The sequence below is a fragment of the Streptomyces sp. NPDC012835 genome (genome assembly GCF_042900885.1).
Taxonomy (GTDB): domain Bacteria; phylum Actinomycetota; class Actinomycetes; order Streptomycetales; family Streptomycetaceae; genus Streptomyces.
The window spans coordinates 337,178-355,178 of the sequence record NZ_JBIBBW010000008.1; the positions used below are offsets into that span (position 1 = coordinate 337,178).

Genomic DNA, 18,001 nt, shown 5'->3' on the forward strand with positions numbered 1-18,001 from the left:
CATCGTATGGCAGTGCAGAAGGTCAATGGAGTCAGCCTTGCCAAGTTGCAGAACGAGCTCACCGAGAACTTCGAGAGCGTCAAAGGGCAGCTGAGGGCGCTTCAGGGGACCATCGACAGCCTGGAAGGTGCCTGGAAGGGCATCGGTGCCGGTGAGTTCAACAGGAAGCAGACCGCCATCAACGAGCGGATGGTGAGCCTGGGCAAGCAGCTGCTCAAGTACCAGGAGGCGATCGAGGCGGCTCGTACGATCTCCGGCAACACCGAGAAGGAGGTCGAGGCGGCCCTCCGTGGAATCGACGTGGTCGACGGTTACTCCGGTGACGCGAACGCGGAGCGCAGGACGTCGAACCTCAGCGGTTACTGAGCGGTCGGGGTCGGCCGTACGCCACGACCGATCCGCGCACGCACTCGGCAGGCGCTCACACGGCAGAAACGCATACAGCAGGCACGCATGCATACAGCACGCACGCATGCACACAGCAGGCACGCAGACACTCACCTGAAGATCAATGGAGGAATCCATGACCGACGACGGCACCATGATCGTCAAGTATTCGTCCCTCACCGAAGCGGCCGGCTCGATCCGGACGCAGGCCGGCAAGCTCCAGAACAGCCTGGACGCCATCGCGGCCAAGATCGCATCGATCTCCGAACTCTGGGAGGGCGAGGCGCGGGAGGCGTACAACGCGGGCCAGAAGCAGTGGAACAAGGACGCCACCGAGATTCAGAAGAATCTCACGGACATCGCGGCCGCGGTGGAGCAGGCCGGTCCCACCTATCACGGCGGCGACAAGAAGGCCGCTGCCAACTTCATGTAGGTCATGCGGGTACGGACGACGCTTGATACAGGGTGGGCACGCGCGGGAGGTGCCCACCCTTCAAGTTTCTCAGTGAGTCGATCTCCCCGTCCTCCAAGGACAGCCTGGCGGTTATCTCTTCCCCGGGCGGCAGCAACGGGCCCACCAGGCCAGGAGAGACCTCTCGTCCGCAGAGAGCGTCCGGAACCGTGTACTCCTGAGACGTGGCACATCCGGTCAGCAGCAGCAGCAGGACGGACAGTGCGGCGCCGCCACCCACGAGCGCCCGTCCGGTCCGTGGTGTCAACGCGGGGGCCGTGGAAGAAGGATGTGGGATCACGGGGGACCTGCCTGGCCCTCGGCTCGGCTGCTTCTGTGAAGCGGCCCATCGCGGCAACAGGCCCTGAACAGCTGTGGAGTGTGTGCGGCGACCATGTCACCGCACACACTCCACAACTCCTACGATTTCTACGACCTGTGCCGGTCTTCGATATCAGTGGTCATCGGCCGGCAGGAGCCCCGTCTGCACCAGCGGGTTGCCCCGGCGCCGCGAGATGAAGACTCCCCGGCCGGCCGGCATCGGGCGCGGGCGGGCGTTGCCGAAGATGGCGCCCTCGTTCGGGTCGCCCGACAGGATGAGCGCCTGAGCGCCCAGTTCCTGCATGCGCTGCATGAACGACTCGTACGCGGACCGGCTCGCGCCTGCCGTGTTGCGGGCGATGATGAAGCGGACCCCGACGTCACGGGCGAAGGGGAGGAGTTCCGTGAGGCCCGACAGCGGATTGCCGCTGGAGGTGGAGACCAGGTCGTAGTCGTCGATGACGACGTACACCGTCGGCCCGCGCCACCAGCTGCGGTCGCGCAACTCCTGCGCCGTGACCGTCTCCGACGGCGTACGGCGCCGCATCAGGTCGGCCAGGGCGTCCATGTGGTGTTCCATGTTGTTGGACATGGGGATGTACTCGGCCAGGTGCGAGGCCGGGGTGGCGTCCAGCAGTGCGCGCCGGTTGTCGATGACGAACAGCTTGCAGGTGTCGCCGTCGTACCGCTCGGTCAGCTGCTTGATGAGCAGCCGCAGCAGATTGGACTTGCCGGACTCGCTCTCGCCGAAGACCAGCAGGAACGGGTCCTGGTCGAAGTTGAGGAAGACCGGCTCCAGGTTGTTCTCGTCGATACCGAACGCGACGCCGCGCTGTGGGAAGGCCGCGCCGCCCGGCAGATCGGAGGCCGGCAGCTCGCGCGGCAGCAGCCGTACGGCGGGGGCACCGGGGGCGGTCCAGTGCCGGGACACCTCCTGGGTCATCGCGGCCGTGGCCTCCGACAGGTCGCTGTCGGAGTTGATGCTGTCGATCCTCGGCACCGCCGCCATGAAGTGCAGCTTCTCCGGGGTCAGACCGCGTCCCGGCACCCCCGCCGGGACATTGACGGCGACCTTGCGGTCCAGCTCCGAGTCCATGGTGTCGCCGAGCCGCAGCTCCAGCCGGTTCATCAGATGGTCCTTGAGGTTCGCGCGGACCTCCATCGAGCGCGAGGCGGTGAGGATCACATGGATGCCGTAACCCAGCCCCCGCGACGCCATGTCCACGACGGCCTGTTCCAGACCCTCGTAGTCCGTACGGAAGTTGCCCCAGCCGTCGACGAGCAGGAACACATCGCCCCACGGCTGCTCGGTCATCGAGATGTCCCCGCGCGCCCGCAGCCTGCGGTACGTGGCGATGGAGTCGATGCCCGACGTACGGAAGTACTCCTCGCGCCGCGCCAGTACGCCGTAGACCTCGGCGACCGTACGCCGTACCCGCTCCGGATCGAGGCGTGAGGCCATCCCGCCGACGTGCGGCAGCCCGGCGATCGAGGAGAGGCCGCCACCGCCGAAGTCGAGACCGTAGAACTGCACCTCCTGCGGAGTGTGCGTCAGCGCGAACGCCGACACGATGGTCCGCAGCAGGGTGGACTTGCCCGACTGCGGGCCGCCGACGATCTGCATATGGCCCGCCGCTCCGGAGAAGTCCCGGTAGAGCGTGTCGCGCCGCTGCTCGAAGGGCTTGTCGACCACACCCAGCGGTACGACCAGCCGCCCCGCCCCCTCGAAGCCTGGCTGGGTCAGCCCACGCCCGGGCACCCCCGCCAGCCCCGGCAGCAGTTCGTCCATGGCCGGCGGGTTGTCCAGCGGGGGCAGCCACACCTGATGGGCCTCCGCGCCGCGCCCTTCGAGCCGCCGCACGATCACGTCGAGCACGGAATCGGCCAGCGCGTCGTCCTCCGCCGGGCGCCCCTCGGGCACGCGCGGCCCGGCGGCCGGCTCGACGTACCGCACGGGCACCGGAGCGGCCGTGAAGGGCACGGGCCTGCGGTCCACCGGCAGCGGCCCGCCTACCCCCGCGGCCTGGTGCGCCCCGGTCCGGTACACCCCGGAGACGTACGCCGCCTTGAACCGGACCATCTCGTCCGTACCGAACTTCAGATACCCGGAACCGGGGACGTTGGGCAGCTGGTACGCGTCGGGGACCCCGATCGCCGCGCGCGACTCGGCCGCGGAGAACGTCCGCAGACCGACCCGGTACGACAGATACGTCTCCAGGCCGCGCAGCCGGCCCTCCTCCAACCGCTGCGAGGCCAGCAGCAGATGCACGCCCAGCGACCGCCCGATGCGGCCGATCTGCACGAACATCTCGATGAAGTCCGGCATCGCGGTGAGCAGTTCGCTGAACTCGTCGATGACCAGCACCAGCGAGGGGATCGGCCGCAGCGGGGCGCCCGCGGCACGCGCCTTCTCGTAGTCGTGGATGTTGGCGTAGTTGCCCGCGTCGCGCAGCATCTCCTGGCGGCGGTTGAGTTCACCGCGGATGGAGTCGCCCATGCGGTCCACCAGCGTCAGATCGTCGGCCAGGTTGGTGATCACCGCCGCCACGTGCGGCATCTGCGACATCCCGGCGAAGGTCGCGCCGCCCTTGAAGTCCGCGAGCACGAAGTTGAGGGTCTCCGAGGAGTGCGTGACCGCGAGCCCCAGCACCAGCGTGCGCAGCAGCTCCGACTTTCCGGAACCGGTCGCCCCCACGCACAGACCGTGCGGACCCATGCCCTCCTGCGCGGCCTCCTTCAGGTCCAGCATCACCGGAGCGCCGTCCTCGCCGACCCCGATGGGCACCCGCAACCGCTCGGCCTGGGAGCGTGGCCGCCAGGTACGTGCCACATCGACGGAGGCCGCGTCACCCAGGTTCAGCAGATCGGTGAAGTCCAGATTGGCGAGCAGCGGTTCGTCGTCGTCACCGCCCGAGGCCACCCGGAGCGGGGCGAGCTGCCGGGCGAGCGCCTCGGCGGCCTCCTCGCTGAGCCGGTCGGGCACCCCGTCGTACACCAGGCCGTGCCCGGACTCCAGGCGCAGCGACTCGGGGTGCACGACCACGGACAGACCGCCGCGCGCCCCCTGCTCCTCACCGGGCACGACCTCGATGACCGTCACGCCCTGAAGCCCCTCGGCGGAGGCGAACACCGACAGGGGAGGCACGGACCGGCTGTCGAGCACCAGCACGATGTGCGGCTGGTCCAGCAGCGGATGACCGCCGCCCTGGAAGCGGGGCCGGCCCTCCAGCCGCTCGGCGAGCAGCTCCTCCAGCTCCAGCACGTCCGTGGTGATCAGACGCCGGGTGCCGGCGCCGTCCCCCGTGCCCCGCGCCTGGGCGTGCGGCAGCCACTTCACCCACTCCCAGCGCGGCGCCGCCTCGGGTCCGGCGACCACGGCGACGACCAGATCCTCCGGGGAGTGCGTCGAGACCAGCGAGCCCACCATCGCGCGGGCGGTGGAGCGCACCGACTCCGGCTCACCGCTGACGGTCAGGTGGTAGAAGGCCCGCAGCGAGACGGCCATCGGCAGCCCGTCGATCGTGCTGTGCGCGGTGATGAACTTCTGCATCGCCCCCGCGGTGAGCGGCTCCAGCTCGTCCACGGGCGCGGTCTCGGGCGCCACGAGCGGGGTGGCGAGCTGCTGACTGCCCAGCCCGATCCGTACCTGCCCGAAGTCGTCGTCGCCCGGACGCCGCTCCCAGACCCGGCTGCCCTCGGCGACCAGCGCCCACAACTGCTCGGGTGACGGATGCAGATAGAACTGCGCGTCGCGCTGGAGGTGCGCCGTCCGCAGTACGGCGCGCCTGGTCTGCGTCAGGTACTTGAGATAGTCGCGCCGCATGTCGGCGAGCTGCCCCTGGCTGCCCCGCCGGTGGCGGACCAGCATCGCGACGGCCATGGCGACCGTCGAGGCGATCATCACCATGCCCATGATCCGCATGATCGGATTCGGCGTCATGAAGAAGAAGACGACGGAACCGCCCATGCCCAGCATCGGCAGCAGCTGCATCATCGCCCCCTCCTGCTGCCCGCGCGGCAGTTCTGGAGGGGATTGCAACTGCACCTGCTCCGCGGGAACTTCGGCGGGTAGGGCCCGTGGTGGGCGCTTGACGACGATCTGACTCACTGCTCACCAATTCCCTCGCCGGATGGAAATGTTCCTATCGGCGCCCCCGTGGCGACGGGTTCCATCCGCGGGGAGGGATCCTACTTGCGCGGGGGGAAAGGACGTGGCGGTAGGGTGGCGCGACGTGTTTGCTCGCCGATGAACTACCGCAAAACGGTGGGCCATTCAGGAAGCGGACATCGCAGGAATCACAAGGGGGAACAGCAGGTGAGTATGACGGCCCCAGCGGCGGTCGCCGAGACCCGGCACACGGGCCCGACCGCCCCGCCCCGCGGCGGGACCGGGTTCTGCCGGATCACGGTCGTGGCGCCGGACAGTCGCGTCGACGTGGCGTTGCCCGAGGACATTCCGGTCGCCGACCTCTACCCGGAGATCCTCCGGCTGTCGGGACAGAGCCCCGCCGAGGGCGCCCCGGTCGGCTACCACCTGGTGCGCCGCGACGGCACCGTGCTCGACGGCGCCCGGTCACTGGCCGCGCAGCGCATCCTCGACGGCGAGCTGCTCTCGCTGCGGCCCTTCGCCGAATCGCTGCCGCCGGCGGTCTTCGACGACGTCTCCGACGCCGTCGCCTCCGCCGTCGCCGAGGACCGCACGCTGTGGACCGACAGCCTGACGCGCGGCGCCGGACTCTTCGGCGGGTCGGTCCTGCTGTCGCTGGTCGCCTTCGTCCTGTGGACCGCCGACCCCCGGCACGACATGCACGGCCTGCCCGGCATCCTGGCCGCCGTCGCCGGCGTCCTGCTGCTCGCGCTCGCGGGCGTACGGGCCCGGGTGTACGACGACCGTGCCTCGGCCGTCGCCCTCGGCGTCGGCTCACTGGCCAATGTCGCGGTGGCCGGCGCCGGACTGCTGCCGCTGGGAGCGGGGGAGGGCATCGGCCGGCTCCAGTTCCTGCTGGCCTGCGTCGCCGTGCTGGTCGCCTCGGTGATCCTCACCGTCGCCGCCCCGGGCGGCGACGGCCCCTTCGTCGCGTTCGTCTTCGCCGCCGCCATCGGCGTGCTGGTGACCTTCGTCGCGATCGTCACCGGCATGGCGCCCGCCGAGACCGCCGCGGTCTGCGCGCCGCTCGCCGTCGGCGCCCTCGCCTTCCTGCCCGGCCTGTCCACCCGCTTCGCCCGGCTGCCCATCGGCTTCGAACCCCCGCGCTCCGCCGTCGGCGGGTACGGGTCCGACGAGCCCGCGCCGCAGGAACCGATCGACGCCGAACGCGTCGCCGCCCGCGCCCGGCGCGGCCACGAGCTGCTGGTCGGCCTGGTCGGCGGCTGCGCGCTGGTGGCGGTGGGCGCCGCCGCGGTGCTCGGATTCTCCGACGGTGTGTGGGGACAGTTGCTCGCCCTCGCCACCGGTGTCGCCATGCTGATGCGCGCGTATCTCTTCCGCTACACGGCCCAGGTCGGCTGCGCCCTGGCGGCGGGCCTCGGCGCGCTGGTGCTGCTCGTCCTCGGGCTGTGCCTCAACCCGCCCGCGGCCCTCGTGCACAGCGCGCTCAGGGGTGACGGCACCGGACTGGACATCCGTACGATCTGGCTGACCACGGCGGTCGTCGCCGTGGCCGCGCTGATCACCGCCATCGGGCTGATCGTGCCGCGCAAGGGCGTGACCCCCTTCTGGGGCCGCTTCCTGGAGATCGCGGAAGCCTTCGTGCTGCTGACGCTCGTACCGCTGTGCCTCGCGGTCTTCGACGTCTACCACTCGATCCGCGCGCTGACCTCCTGAGCCGCGCTCCCGGCCCCGTCCGACGGGCCGGTCCGCGCCCCCTCCGCGTGACGGGGGCGCGGCGAGCGGGGCCCGAACAGGCTGGTACTCTGGGCGACGGCCGTTTGTGTGCGTGCCCCCGGATCCCGCACAGGATCCCCGGACCGCGCGCGACGGATCCCCCGCCTCCCGAGTCACGGAAGCTCCCCAGAGTATTCGACCTGGGGCACTCGGAGGCCACGAAGACCCACGAGGAGTACGCGTGCCGCTCGACGCCGCTACGAAGAAGACGATCATGACCGAGTTCGGCACCAAGGAGGGCGACACCGGCTCCCCCGAGGTCCAGGTCGCCATGCTCTCGCGCCGGATCTCGGACCTGACCGAGCACCTCAAGACCCACAAGCACGACCACCACTCCCGTCGTGGTCTGCTGATCCTGGTCGGACAGCGTCGCCGTCTGCTCCAGTACCTGGCCAAGAAGGACATCCAGCGCTTCCGTGCGCTGGTCGACCGCCTCGGCATCCGCCGCGGTGCGGCCGGCGGTGCCAAGTAAGACACCGTGAAGGGAGCGGTTCCCACTTCCAGGGGGCCGCTCCTTTCGCGTACACGCACCCGGGCGAACAGCACGGGCGCGTACGTACGACCGTACGCACGGAACACGTGTACGGGCGTACGGGGCGGACCGGGCGCCCCGCCGGGGACGGCCGGAATGCCATCCCGCGGCCAAGCTCAGTAACCTGGTGCACGAGCACAACCGAAGAACACAAGCACCCGCACCACTGAAGAGGAGGAGCGATCTCCACCGCCGCCGGTCCTCGGTAGTGGCGCCCGGAATGCGCGGCCCATGCCGCCGCCCCGGGTGCTTCGATCGAAGACCGGCCCGCACGAAGGAGCGCTTCTCCGCCACGTCCGCTGCCACACGGGCACCGGACGAAGACGAGGAGAAATCACTAGTGGAGAACGAGACCCACTACGCCGAGGCCGTTATCGACAACGGAACCTTCGGCACCCGCACCATCCGCTTCGAGACGGGCCGGCTGGCCAAGCAGGCCGCCGGTTCCGCCGTGGCCTACCTGGACGACGACACCATGGTGCTGTCGGCCACCACCGCCTCCAAGAAGCCCAAGGACCAGCTCGACTTCTTCCCCCTCACGGTGGACGTCGAGGAGCGCCAGTACGCGGCCGGAAAGATCCCCGGATCCTTCTTCCGCCGCGAGGGCCGTCCCTCCGAGGACGCGATCCTGACCTGCCGCCTCATCGACCGCCCGCTGCGCCCCTCCTTCAAGAAGGGCCTGCGCAACGAGATCCAGATCGTCGAGACGATCATGGCGCTCAACCCCGACCACCTGTACGACGTGGTCGCGATCAACGCCGCCTCCTGCTCCACGCAGCTGGCCGGCCTGCCCTTCTCCGGCCCCATCGGCGGCACCCGGGTCGCCCTCATCAAGGGCCAGTGGATCGCCTTCCCGACGCACACCGAGCTTGAGGACGCCGTCTTCGACATGGTCGTCGCGGGCCGCGTCCTGGAGGACGGCGACGTCGCGATCATGATGGTCGAGGCCGAGGCCACCACCAAGACCATCCAGCTGGTCGCCGACGGCGCCGAGGCCCCCACCGAGGAGGTCGTCGCCGCCGGTCTGGAAGCCGCGAAGCCCTTCATCAAGGCCCTCTGCAAGGCCCAGGCCGACCTCGCCGCCAAGGCCGCCAAGCCCACCGGCGAGTTCCCGGTCTTCCTGGACTACCAGGACGACGTCCTGGAGGCGCTGACCGCCGCCGTCCGCGGCGAGCTGGCCCAGGCGCTGACCATCGCGGGCAAGCAGGACCGCGAGGCCGAGCTGGACCGCGTCAAGGAGCTGGCCGCCGAGAAGCTGCTCCCGCAGTTCGAGGGGCGCGAGAAGGAGATCTCCGGCGCCTACCGCGCGCTGACCAAGTCCCTGGTGCGCGAGCGCGTCATCAAGGACAAGGTCCGCATCGACGGCCGCGGCGTCACGGACATCCGTACGCTCGCCGCCGAGGTCGAGGCCATCCCGCGCGTGCACGGCTCCGCGCTGTTCGAGCGTGGCGAGACCCAGATCCTGGGCGTCACCACCCTCAACATGCTCCGCATGGAGCAGCAGCTGGACACCCTCTCCCCGGTGACCCGCAAGCGCTACATGCACAACTACAACTTCCCGCCGTACTCGGTCGGCGAGACCGGCCGCGTCGGTTCGCCGAAGCGCCGCGAGATCGGCCACGGCGCGCTCGCCGAGCGCGCCATTGTGCCGGTGCTGCCGACGCGCGAGGAGTTCCCCTACGCGATCCGCCAGGTCTCCGAGGCGCTGGGCTCCAACGGCTCGACGTCCATGGGCTCGGTCTGCGCCTCCACCATGTCGCTGCTGAACGCCGGTGTGCCGCTCAAGGCCCCCGTCGCCGGTATCGCCATGGGCCTGATCTCCCAGGAGATCGACGGCAAGACCCACTACGTCGCCCTCACCGACATCCTCGGTGCGGAGGACGCCTACGGCGACATGGACTTCAAGGTCGCCGGTACGAAGACGTTCGTCACCGCGCTCCAGCTCGACACCAAGCTCGACGGCATCCCCGCCTCGGTCCTGGCCGCCGCGCTGAAGCAGGCCCGCGACGCCCGCCTCCACATCCTCGACGTGATGAACGAGGCCATCGACGTCCCGGACGAGATGTCCCCGAACGCCCCGCGGATCATCACCGTCAAGATCCCGGTGGACAAGATCGGTGAGGTCATCGGCCCCAAGGGCAAGATGATCAACCAGATCCAGGAGGACACCGGCGCCGACATCACGATCGAGGACGACGGCACCATCTACATCGGTGCCGCCGACGGACCGGCCGCCGAGGCCGCCCGCGCCACGATCAACAGCATCGCCAACCCGACCATGCCGGAGGTCGGCGAGCGCTACCTGGGTACGGTCGTCAAGACCACCACCTTCGGTGCCTTCGTCTCCCTGATGCCCGGCAAGGACGGACTGCTGCACATCTCGCAGATCCGCAAGCTCGCCGGCGGCAAGCGCGTCGAGAACGTCGAGGACGTCCTCGGCGTGGGCCAGAAGGTCCAGGTCGAGATCGCCGAGATCGACCAGCGCGGCAAGCTCTCCCTCATCCCCGTTCTCGAGGACGAAGAGGGCGCCGAGGCCGAGGACGCGAAGGACGACGCCTCCAAGTGACCTCCAGCTCCAGGACGACGGCCCGCACCTCCTCGGAGGCGCGGGCCGTCGCCCGTACCCAAACCCTGCTCAAGGGCGAGAACGGGATCGGTACGGTCCGCCGCACGACCCTCCCCGGCGGCCTGCGCGTCGTCACCGAATCCCTCCCGTCGGTGCGCTCCGCGACCTTCGGGATCTGGGTGCAGGTCGGCTCGCGCGACGAGACCCCCGCGCTCAACGGCGCCACCCACTACCTCGAACACCTCCTCTTCAAGGGCACGCGCCGGCGCAGCGCCCTCGACATCTCCTCCGCGATCGACGCGGTCGGCGGCGAGATGAACGCCTTCACGGCGAAGGAGTACACCTGCTACTACGCGCGCGTCCTCGACACCGATCTGCCGCTGGCCATCGACGTCGTGTGCGACATGCTCACCGGCTCGCTCATCGAGGCGGCCGACGTCGACGCCGAGCGCGGGGTGATCCTCGAAGAGATCGCCATGACCGAGGACGACCCGGGCGACTGCGTACACGATCTGTTCGCGCAGACCATGTTCGGCGACAGCCCCCTCGGACGGCCGGTCCTCGGCACCGTCGAGACCGTCAACGACCTCGACCGCGACCGGATCGCCCGCTTCTACCGGAAGCACTACGACCCGACGCGCCTCATCGTGGCCGCCGCCGGCAACGTCGACCACGCCGCGGTGGTCCGCCGGGTCCGCAAGGCGTTCGACAGGGCGGGCGCGCTCTCCCGTACCGACGCGGTACCGGTCGCACCCCGCGAGGGCAGCAGGACCATCCGCGCGGCGGGCCGTGTCGAGCTGCTGAACCGCAGGACCGAGCAGGCCCACGTCGTCCTCGGCATGCCCGGCCTCGCCCGTACCGACGAGCGGCGCTGGGCCCTCGGTGTGCTGAACACCGCACTGGGCGGCGGCATGAGCTCCCGCCTCTTCCAGGAGGTACGGGAGAAGCGCGGCCTCGCCTACAGCGTCTACTCGTACACCTCGGGCTTCGCCGACTGCGGACTCTTCGGCGTCTACGCCGGCTGCCGCCCCAGCCAGGTCCACGACGTCCTGCGGATCTGCCGCGACGAACTCGACCGGGCCGCCGCCGAAGGGCTCAGCGACGACGAGATCGCCCGCGCCGTCGGCCAGCTCTCCGGCTCCACGGTGCTCGGCCTGGAGGACACCGGCGCGCTGATGAACCGTATCGGCAAGAGCGAGCTGTGCTGGGGCGCCCAGATGTCCGTGGACGAGATGCTGGAACGCATAGCCGCGGTCACCCCCGACGACGTACGCGCGGTCGCCCGCGATGTACTGGGACAGCGCCCGTCGCTGTCCGTCATCGGGCCGCTCAAGGACAAGCAGGCCGCCCGCCTCGACGCGGCGGTCTCCTGACCCGGTCGCGGACACCGGGCGAGGACACCGGGCCGCGGCCCAGAAGCCGAAGGAAGCAGAGCAATGAGCAAGCTGCGTGTGGCCGTCGTCGGAGCCAAGGGCCGCATCGGCTCCGAGGCCGTACGGGCCGTCGAGGCCGCCGAGGACCTGGAACTGGTCGCCGCCCTCGGCCGGGGCGACAAGCTGGAGACCCTGGTCGAGAGCGGCACCCAGGTCGTGGTGGAGCTGACCACCCCGGCCTCGGTGATGGGCAACCTCGACTTCTGCCTACGTCACGGCATCCACGCGGTCGTCGGCACCACCGGCTGGACCGACGAGCGGCTCGCGCAACTGGGCACCTCGCTCGCCGCCTCCCCGGACACCGGGGTGCTGATCGCGCCGAACTTCTCCATCGGCGCGGTCCTCACCATGAAGTTCGCCGAGACGGCCGCCCGCTGCTTCGAGTCCGTCGAGATCATCGAGCTGCACCACCCCAACAAGGCGGACGCGCCGTCCGGCACCGCCCACCGCACCGCCCAGCTGGTGGCCGCGGCCCGCGCCGAAGCGGGCCTCGCCCCGCAGCCCGACGCCACGGTCACAGCGCTGGACGGGGCGCGCGGCGCCGACGTGGACGGGGTACGGGTGCACTCCGTACGCCTCCGGGGCCTGCTCGCCCACCAGGAGGTCGTCCTCGGCGGTGAGGGCGAGACCCTCACCGTCCGCCATGACTCCCTGCACCACAGCAGCTTCATGCCGGGCATCCTGCTCGGTGTGCGCCGCGTGGTCTCCGCCCCCGGCCTCACCTTCGGCCTGGAACACTTCCTCGATCTGAGCTGACCCATGCGCGCAAAGATCACTTACTTCCTCACGGCCGCCGTCCTGGTCGTCTACTTCGTCCTGGTCGGCAGCCGCGGCGTGCTGCTGATCGAGCACGGCACGCTGCTCACCGTCACCTTCGGTGTCGCGGTGCTGATCCTGCCGCTGCTCGGTCTCTGGTTCCTCTGGAAGAACACCCGGTTCGTCAGCCGGGCGAACCGGCTCGCCGCGGAGCTGGACGCCGAGGGCGGGCTGCCCGTGGACGAACTGGTCCGTACCCCCGGCGGCCGTATCGACCGGGACTCCGCGGACGCCGTCTTCGCCGAACGGCGCGCCGAGACGGAGGACTCGCCGGACGACTGGCGCTGCTGGTTCCGGCTCGCCGTCGCCTACCACGACGCCCGGGACACCCCGCGCGCCCGCAAGGCCATGCAGCGGGCGATCGCGCTGCACGACGGCAAGCCCGTACCGGCCTGAAACCACCGCGCCGACCGGTGTGAAACGCGTGAGCGGGGTCCGGCCTCCACTGGAGGCCGGACCCCGCTCACACGATCGGTGTCCGGGCGGTCCCGTACGGGACGGTCAGGAAGGGCGGTATTCGGCGCCCCACGCTTCGACCGTGTCCGCCGCCCGGTCGAACGCCTCACTCCGCGACAGGAAGTCCGCGTTGTGATCGGTGAGCAGCGCCAGCTGCTCACCCTGTCGGCGCACGACCATCAGGGCCTGGCCCTGCACGGTGCGCGGCAGCCCGAGCCAGCGGACCGGCTGCTGGACCGTACGGACCGCCGTGGCCTTGTCCCAGGCGACGGTGACGGTCATGAGCAGCCGCACCCGGCGCACGCCGTGCCGGCTCACCCACGCCCCCATCCGCAGCATCCGCAGGGCCACGGCGATGACCACCGCGGCGACCACGAAGCACGCGGCCGCGCCGGACAAGGAGCCCGCGGCGGCGATGATCACCGTCGCGAGCAGAACGAACGAGGCCAGCAGCAGAAGCAGCGCGGCCGCCGCCACCCGCCAGGGGCCGGGGCGGTACGGACGCCGCCATTGATCATGATCGTCGAAGGGCAGTGCGACATCATCGGTCGCCTCAAAAGCCCGGTCGGCCGTCAGGAAGGGCAGGGGCACGACTGATCCTCACTCACAAGCACGCTCGATTGCTGTGCCCGGTGAGGCTACCGATCACGCCCCTGTCCGGACCACCCGAGGGGGGCCGGACGAGTCAGCGGCTCTGCGCTGCCTCGGACTGCTGGCTGTGTCCCGTGGACGGCCCGGACTCCAGCGCGGGCGTTCCCAGCAGCAGCGCCCCGACGAATCCGGCGGCGACGGTGAGCCCGATCAGCGTACGGCCCACGAGCTGAGGGACGGTGGCGCGCTCTCTGGGGGGCGGGGTGACATTACTGCGGAAGCTGTCGGCCTCGGCGACGAATGCGAACGGGACGGCCTCTCGCCGGCGGAACATGGGGGGCACTCCTCAAGGTGTCGTTTCGGAACGCGGCCGGTGTGCCCGGCCGCTACAGGGTGAGACGAACAACAGCGCCATTCGGTGCCCGATTTCCGGGAATTGGCGGAGGAACGCCAGGGAGTGAGCCTCCGCCGCCGGTCGCTGTCAGTGGCGGCCCGTAGAGTGGGCGCCGCCCGAGCGATGCGACTGGAAGGACCCCGCCGGTGAGCGACACCCCCGCCGAGACCAAGCCGAGCTTCCGCAGCGATGTCACCGTCGAGCTGGTGAAACACGCCGCGGGCGACTCCGACGTGCTGTGGGCCGCTCGTGTCTCCACCGCAGGCGAGCAGTCCCTGGAAGAGATCACGAAGGATCCCGAGCGCTCAAAGGGACTCATCAACTACCTGATGCGGGACCGCCACGGCAGCCCCTTCGAGCACAACTCGATGACCTTCTTCATCAGCGCTCCGATCTTCGTCTTCCGCGAGTTCATGCGCCACCGTGTCGGCTGGTCGTACAACGAGGAATCCGGCCGCTACCGCGAGCTTCAGCCGGTCTTCTACGTCCCCGACGCGTCCCGCAAGCTCGTCCAGGAGGGCCGTCCCGGCAAGTACGTCTTCGTCGACGGCAGCCCGGAGCAGCAGGAGCTGACCGGCCGCGCGATGGAGGGCGCCTACCGCCAGGCGTACGAGGCGTATCAGGAGATGCTCGCCGCCGGTGTGGCCCGCGAGGTGGCCCGCGCGGTCCTGCCCGTGGGTCTCTTCTCCTCGATGTACGCGACGTGCAACGCGCGCTCGCTGATGCACTTCCTCGGGCTGCGCACCCAGCACGAGCAGGCGAAGGTCCCGTCCTTCCCGCAGCGCGAGATCGAGATGGTCGGAGAGCGCATGGAGGAGCACTGGGCGAAGCTCATGCCGCTCACCCACGCGGCCTTCAACGCGAACGGCCGTGTCGCCCCGTAGCCGGTTCGGCGGCCCGCCGATCGCCGCGCGGCGGAGTCCCCGGCGGATGTCCCAGGACCGCCACGGACCTGTTTCCGTACTGTTCCAGGACCGCTCTTGAACGGTTCCTGACCGGTCTGGGGCACATCTGTACGGTCAGCCACGAGAAGTGTCCGTATTGCGGTGTTTCACGAACTTCATCTAGGCTGATCAAACGGACCCGGCACTGCTTGAACCCCCGAGCAGGCAGTGCCGGGCTCCTCTTGTCCCGTCCCCCAAGGGGACACGGCGAGCAGAGCAGCGAGTAGCGTGTTACCCATGGCTCCGATCTCCACTCCGCAGACCCCCTTCGGGCGGGTCCTCACCGCGATGGTCACGCCCTTCACGGCGGACGGCGCACTCGACCTCGACGGTGCCCAGCGGCTCGCCGTCCATCTGGTGGACGCAGGCAACGACGGCCTGGTCCTGAACGGCACCACCGGTGAGTCACCGACCACCAGTGACGCGGAGAAGGACCAGCTCGTACGAGCGGTCCTGGAGGCCGTGGGAGACCGGGCCCACATCGTCGCCGGCGTCGGCACCAACGACACCCGGCACAGCCTGGAGCTGGCCCGCGCCGCCGAACGCGCCGGGGCGCACGGCCTGCTGGCGGTGACGCCGTACTACAACAAGCCGCCGCAGGAGGGCCTCTTCCGGCACTTCTCCGCCATCGCGGACGCGACCGGACTGCCGGTCATGCTGTACGACATCCCCGGCCGCAGCGGTGTCCCCATCGACACCGAGACGATCGTCCGGCTCGCCCAGCACCCGCGTATCGTCGCCAACAAGGACGCCAAGGGCGACCTCGGCCGCGCCAGCTGGGCCATCGCACAGTCCGGCCTCGCCTGGTACTCGGGCGACGACATGCTCAACCTGCCGCTGCTCGCGGTCGGCGCGGTCGGCTTCGTCTCCGTCGTCGGCCACGTCGTCACCCCGGAGCTGCGCGAGCTGCTCGACGCCCACCTCACCGGTGACGTCCAGAAGGCGACCGAGATCCACCAGAAGCTGCTCCCGGTCTTCACCGGAATGTTCCGCACCCAGGGCGTCATCACCACCAAGGCCGCCCTCGCGCTGCGTGAGCTGCCCGCGGGACCGCTGCGTCTCCCGCTCGTCGAGCTCTCGGCCCATGAAACGGCTCAGCTCAAGATCGATCTCGCGGCCGGCGGGGTACAGCTCTAACCAACGACTTCACAACTGAATATGTGAAAACGGCAAGCCATGGACACGACCAGGAGCGGGAAACCGGTCCGCACGTACAGCCCACACAGACAACAGCAAGTGTACGAATGTCATGCGCGCCACGTGCCTCAGAGGTACGTGGCGTGTGTGGTGAGGAGAGTCTTTTGAGTCATCCGCATCCTGAACTCGGCGCCCCGCCGAAGCTGCCCAAGCACGGCCTGCGTGTCACACCGCTGGGCGGCCTGGGCGAAATCGGCCGGAACATGACGGTCTTCGAATACAACGGCCGTCTGCTCATCGTCGACTGCGGCGTCCTCTTCCCCGAGGAGGAGCAGCCCGGTATCGACCTGATCCTGCCGGACTTCACCACCATCCGGGACCGGCTGGACGACATCGACGGGGTCGTGCTCACACACGGCCACGAGGACCACATCGGTGGCGTCCCGTATCTGCTCCGGCTGAAGCCGGACATTCCGCTGATCGGCTCCAAGCTGACCCTCGCGCTGATCGAGGCGAAGCTCCAGGAGCACCGCATCCGCCCGTACACCCTTGAGGTCACCGAGGGGCACCGCGAGCGGATCGGCCCGTTCGACTGCGAGTTCGTCGCGGTCAACCACTCCATCCCGGACGCCCTGGCCGTCGCCATCCGCACCCCCGCGGGCATGGTGGTCCACACGGGCGACTTCAAGATGGACCAGCTTCCGCTGGACCGCAGGCTGACCGACCTGCCCACCTTCGCCAAGCTCGGCGAGGAGGGCATCGACCTGCTGCTCTCGGACTCGACCAACGCGGAGGTCCCGGGCTTCGTCCCGCCGGAGAAGGACATCTCGAATGTCCTCCGGCAGGTCTTCGCGAACGCCCAGAAGCGGATCATCGTGGCCAGCTTCGCCAGCCACGTGCACCGCATCCAGCAGATCCTGGACGCCGCCCACGAGTACGGCAGAAGGGTGGCCTTCGTCGGCCGCTCCATGGTCCGCAACATGGGGATCGCCCGTGACCTGGGCTATCTCAAGGTCCCCGCCGGTCTGGTCGTGGACGTCAAGACACTCGACGACCTGCCGGACCACGAGGTCGTACTGGTCTGCACCGGCTCCCAGGGGGAGCCGATGGCGGCTCTCTCCCGGATGGCCAACCGCGACCACCAGATCCGGATCGTCCAGGGCGACACGGTGATCCTGGCGTCGTCCCTGATCCCGGGCAACGAGAACTCGGTCTACCGGGTGATCAACGGCCTGACCAGGTGGGGTGCGAACGTCATCCACAAGGGCAACGCCAAGGTCCACGTCTCGGGCCACGCCTCGGCCGGCGAGCTGCTGTACTTCTACAACATCTGCAAGCCGAAGAACCTGATGCCCGTCCACGGCGAGTGGCGCCATCTGCGCGCCAACGCCGAACTGGGCGCGCTGACGGGGGTCCCCAAGGACCGCATCGTCATCGCCGAGGACGGCGTCGTCGTCGACCTCGTCGACGGCAAGGCGAGAATCGTCGGCAAGGTCCAGGCCGGATACGTGTACGTGGACGGCCTCTCGGTCGGTGACGTCACCGAGACGCACCTCAAGGACCGTCGCATCCTGGGCGACGAAGGCATCATCTCCGTCTTCGTGGTGGTCGACTCGACCACGGGCAAGGTCGTGGGCGGGCCGCACTTCCAGGCCCGCGGGTCCGGTATCGAGGACTCGGCCTTCGCCGCCGTGCTGCCCAAGGTCGAAGAGGCCATCGGCAAGGCGGCCTCGGACGGCGTCGCGGAACCGCATCAGCTCCAGCAGCTCGTGCGCAGGACCGTCGGCAAGTGGGTCTCCGACACCTACCGTCGACGCCCGATGATCCTCCCCGTCGTGGTCGAGGTCTGACGGAAGCCGGAGCGGGGGGCCTCGATTTGCTTCGAGGCCCCCCGCTCCAGTACGTTTACGGCTCCACATCGACGGGAACCTGGGCCGAACGCGCGCCCGGAACATCCTGACGGGGTGGGAATCCGGCTCAGATAACTCTGATAAAGTCGGAACCGCCGGAAAGGGAAACGCGAGAGCGAAGAACTGGAAAGCGAACCCCGCTCCGACGGGGAATCGGACACGAAAGAGTCTGATAGAGT

General features: G+C 69.5%; 14 protein-coding genes. 11 read left to right on the plus strand and 3 right to left on the minus strand.

Annotation, left to right across the window (positions count from 1 at the left end):
* The first annotated feature begins 6 nt into the window (after positions 1 to 6).
* Positions 7 to 366 carry a WXG100 family type VII secretion target gene (locus ACFY6S_RS28725; RefSeq protein WP_388814429.1) on the plus strand — a complete coding sequence of 120 codons (360 nt, stop codon included), beginning with the start codon at positions 7 to 9 and terminating at the stop codon, positions 364 to 366.
* Between the two features lie 157 nt (positions 367 to 523).
* Positions 524 to 820: a WXG100 family type VII secretion target gene (locus ACFY6S_RS28730; RefSeq protein WP_388814428.1), complete on the plus strand. Its 297-nt coding sequence runs from the start codon at positions 524 to 526 to the stop codon at positions 818 to 820.
* A gap of 472 nt (positions 821 to 1,292) precedes the next feature.
* Here ACFY6S_RS28730 and eccCa read toward each other — a convergent pair whose 3' ends face one another.
* Positions 1,293 to 5,267 (minus strand): type VII secretion protein EccCa, encoded by a 3,975-nt coding sequence (gene eccCa, locus ACFY6S_RS28735; RefSeq protein WP_388814426.1) that lies wholly within the window; start codon positions 5,265 to 5,267, stop codon positions 1,293 to 1,295.
* Positions 5,268 to 5,480: 213 nt separating this feature from the next.
* Here eccCa and eccD point away from each other — a divergent pair, with 213 nt between their 5' ends.
* The 6 genes from eccD to ACFY6S_RS28765 all read left to right on the plus strand — a co-directional run bounded on the left by eccD (position 5,481) and on the right by ACFY6S_RS28765 (position 12,786).
* Positions 5,481 to 6,983 (plus strand): type VII secretion integral membrane protein EccD, encoded by a 1,503-nt coding sequence (eccD, locus tag ACFY6S_RS28740; protein ID WP_388814424.1) that lies wholly within the window; start codon positions 5,481 to 5,483, stop codon positions 6,981 to 6,983.
* 241 nt (positions 6,984 to 7,224) lie between these two features.
* The gene (gene rpsO / locus ACFY6S_RS28745; protein ID WP_114623975.1) at positions 7,225 to 7,515 is read left to right on the plus strand and encodes a 30S ribosomal protein S15; all 291 of its coding nucleotides are present in this window, start codon (positions 7,225 to 7,227) and stop codon (positions 7,513 to 7,515) included.
* A gap of 400 nt (positions 7,516 to 7,915) precedes the next feature.
* Positions 7,916 to 10,141, plus strand: coding sequence for a polyribonucleotide nucleotidyltransferase (locus tag ACFY6S_RS28750; protein ID WP_388814421.1), 2,226 nt, complete (start codon positions 7,916 to 7,918; stop codon positions 10,139 to 10,141).
* Complete coding sequence (locus ACFY6S_RS28755; protein WP_388814419.1) at positions 10,138 to 11,514, plus strand: M16 family metallopeptidase; 1,377 nt, start codon at positions 10,138 to 10,140, stop codon at positions 11,512 to 11,514. Before ACFY6S_RS28750 ends, ACFY6S_RS28755 begins: the two co-directional genes overlap by 4 nt.
* Before the next feature lie 63 nt (positions 11,515 to 11,577).
* Positions 11,578 to 12,330, plus strand: a complete 753-nt coding sequence (gene dapB / locus ACFY6S_RS28760; protein WP_388814417.1) for a 4-hydroxy-tetrahydrodipicolinate reductase — start codon at positions 11,578 to 11,580, stop codon at positions 12,328 to 12,330.
* A gap of 3 nt (positions 12,331 to 12,333) precedes the next feature.
* Complete coding sequence (locus tag ACFY6S_RS28765) at positions 12,334 to 12,786, plus strand: hypothetical protein (RefSeq protein WP_388814415.1); 453 nt, start codon at positions 12,334 to 12,336, stop codon at positions 12,784 to 12,786.
* Between the two features lie 105 nt (positions 12,787 to 12,891).
* On the opposite strand, the gene ACFY6S_RS28770 is transcribed toward ACFY6S_RS28765, so the two are convergent.
* Both ACFY6S_RS28770 and ACFY6S_RS28775 read right to left on the minus strand, forming a co-directional pair.
* On the minus strand, positions 12,892 to 13,437 hold the full coding sequence (locus ACFY6S_RS28770) for a hypothetical protein (RefSeq protein WP_388814413.1): 546 nt from the start codon (positions 13,435 to 13,437) through the stop codon (positions 12,892 to 12,894).
* Positions 13,438 to 13,531: 94 nt separating this feature from the next.
* Positions 13,532 to 13,771 carry a hypothetical protein gene (locus ACFY6S_RS28775; protein WP_388814412.1) on the minus strand — a complete coding sequence of 80 codons (240 nt, stop codon included), beginning with the start codon at positions 13,769 to 13,771 and terminating at the stop codon, positions 13,532 to 13,534.
* 206 nt (positions 13,772 to 13,977) lie between these two features.
* Between ACFY6S_RS28775 and thyX the strand changes: the two genes are divergently transcribed.
* The 3 genes from thyX to ACFY6S_RS28790 all read left to right on the plus strand — a co-directional run bounded on the left by thyX (position 13,978) and on the right by ACFY6S_RS28790 (position 17,762).
* Positions 13,978 to 14,715: an FAD-dependent thymidylate synthase gene (gene thyX, locus ACFY6S_RS28780; protein ID WP_388814410.1), complete on the plus strand. Its 738-nt coding sequence runs from the start codon at positions 13,978 to 13,980 to the stop codon at positions 14,713 to 14,715.
* Between the two features lie 297 nt (positions 14,716 to 15,012).
* Entirely contained in the window at positions 15,013 to 15,912 is a 900-nt protein-coding gene (dapA, locus tag ACFY6S_RS28785; protein ID WP_388814408.1) for a 4-hydroxy-tetrahydrodipicolinate synthase, read from the plus strand.
* A 164-nt stretch (positions 15,913 to 16,076) separates the two neighbouring features.
* The gene (locus ACFY6S_RS28790) at positions 16,077 to 17,762 is read left to right on the plus strand and encodes a ribonuclease J (protein ID WP_388814406.1); all 1,686 of its coding nucleotides are present in this window, start codon (positions 16,077 to 16,079) and stop codon (positions 17,760 to 17,762) included.
* Positions 17,763 to 18,001 lie beyond the last annotated feature (239 nt).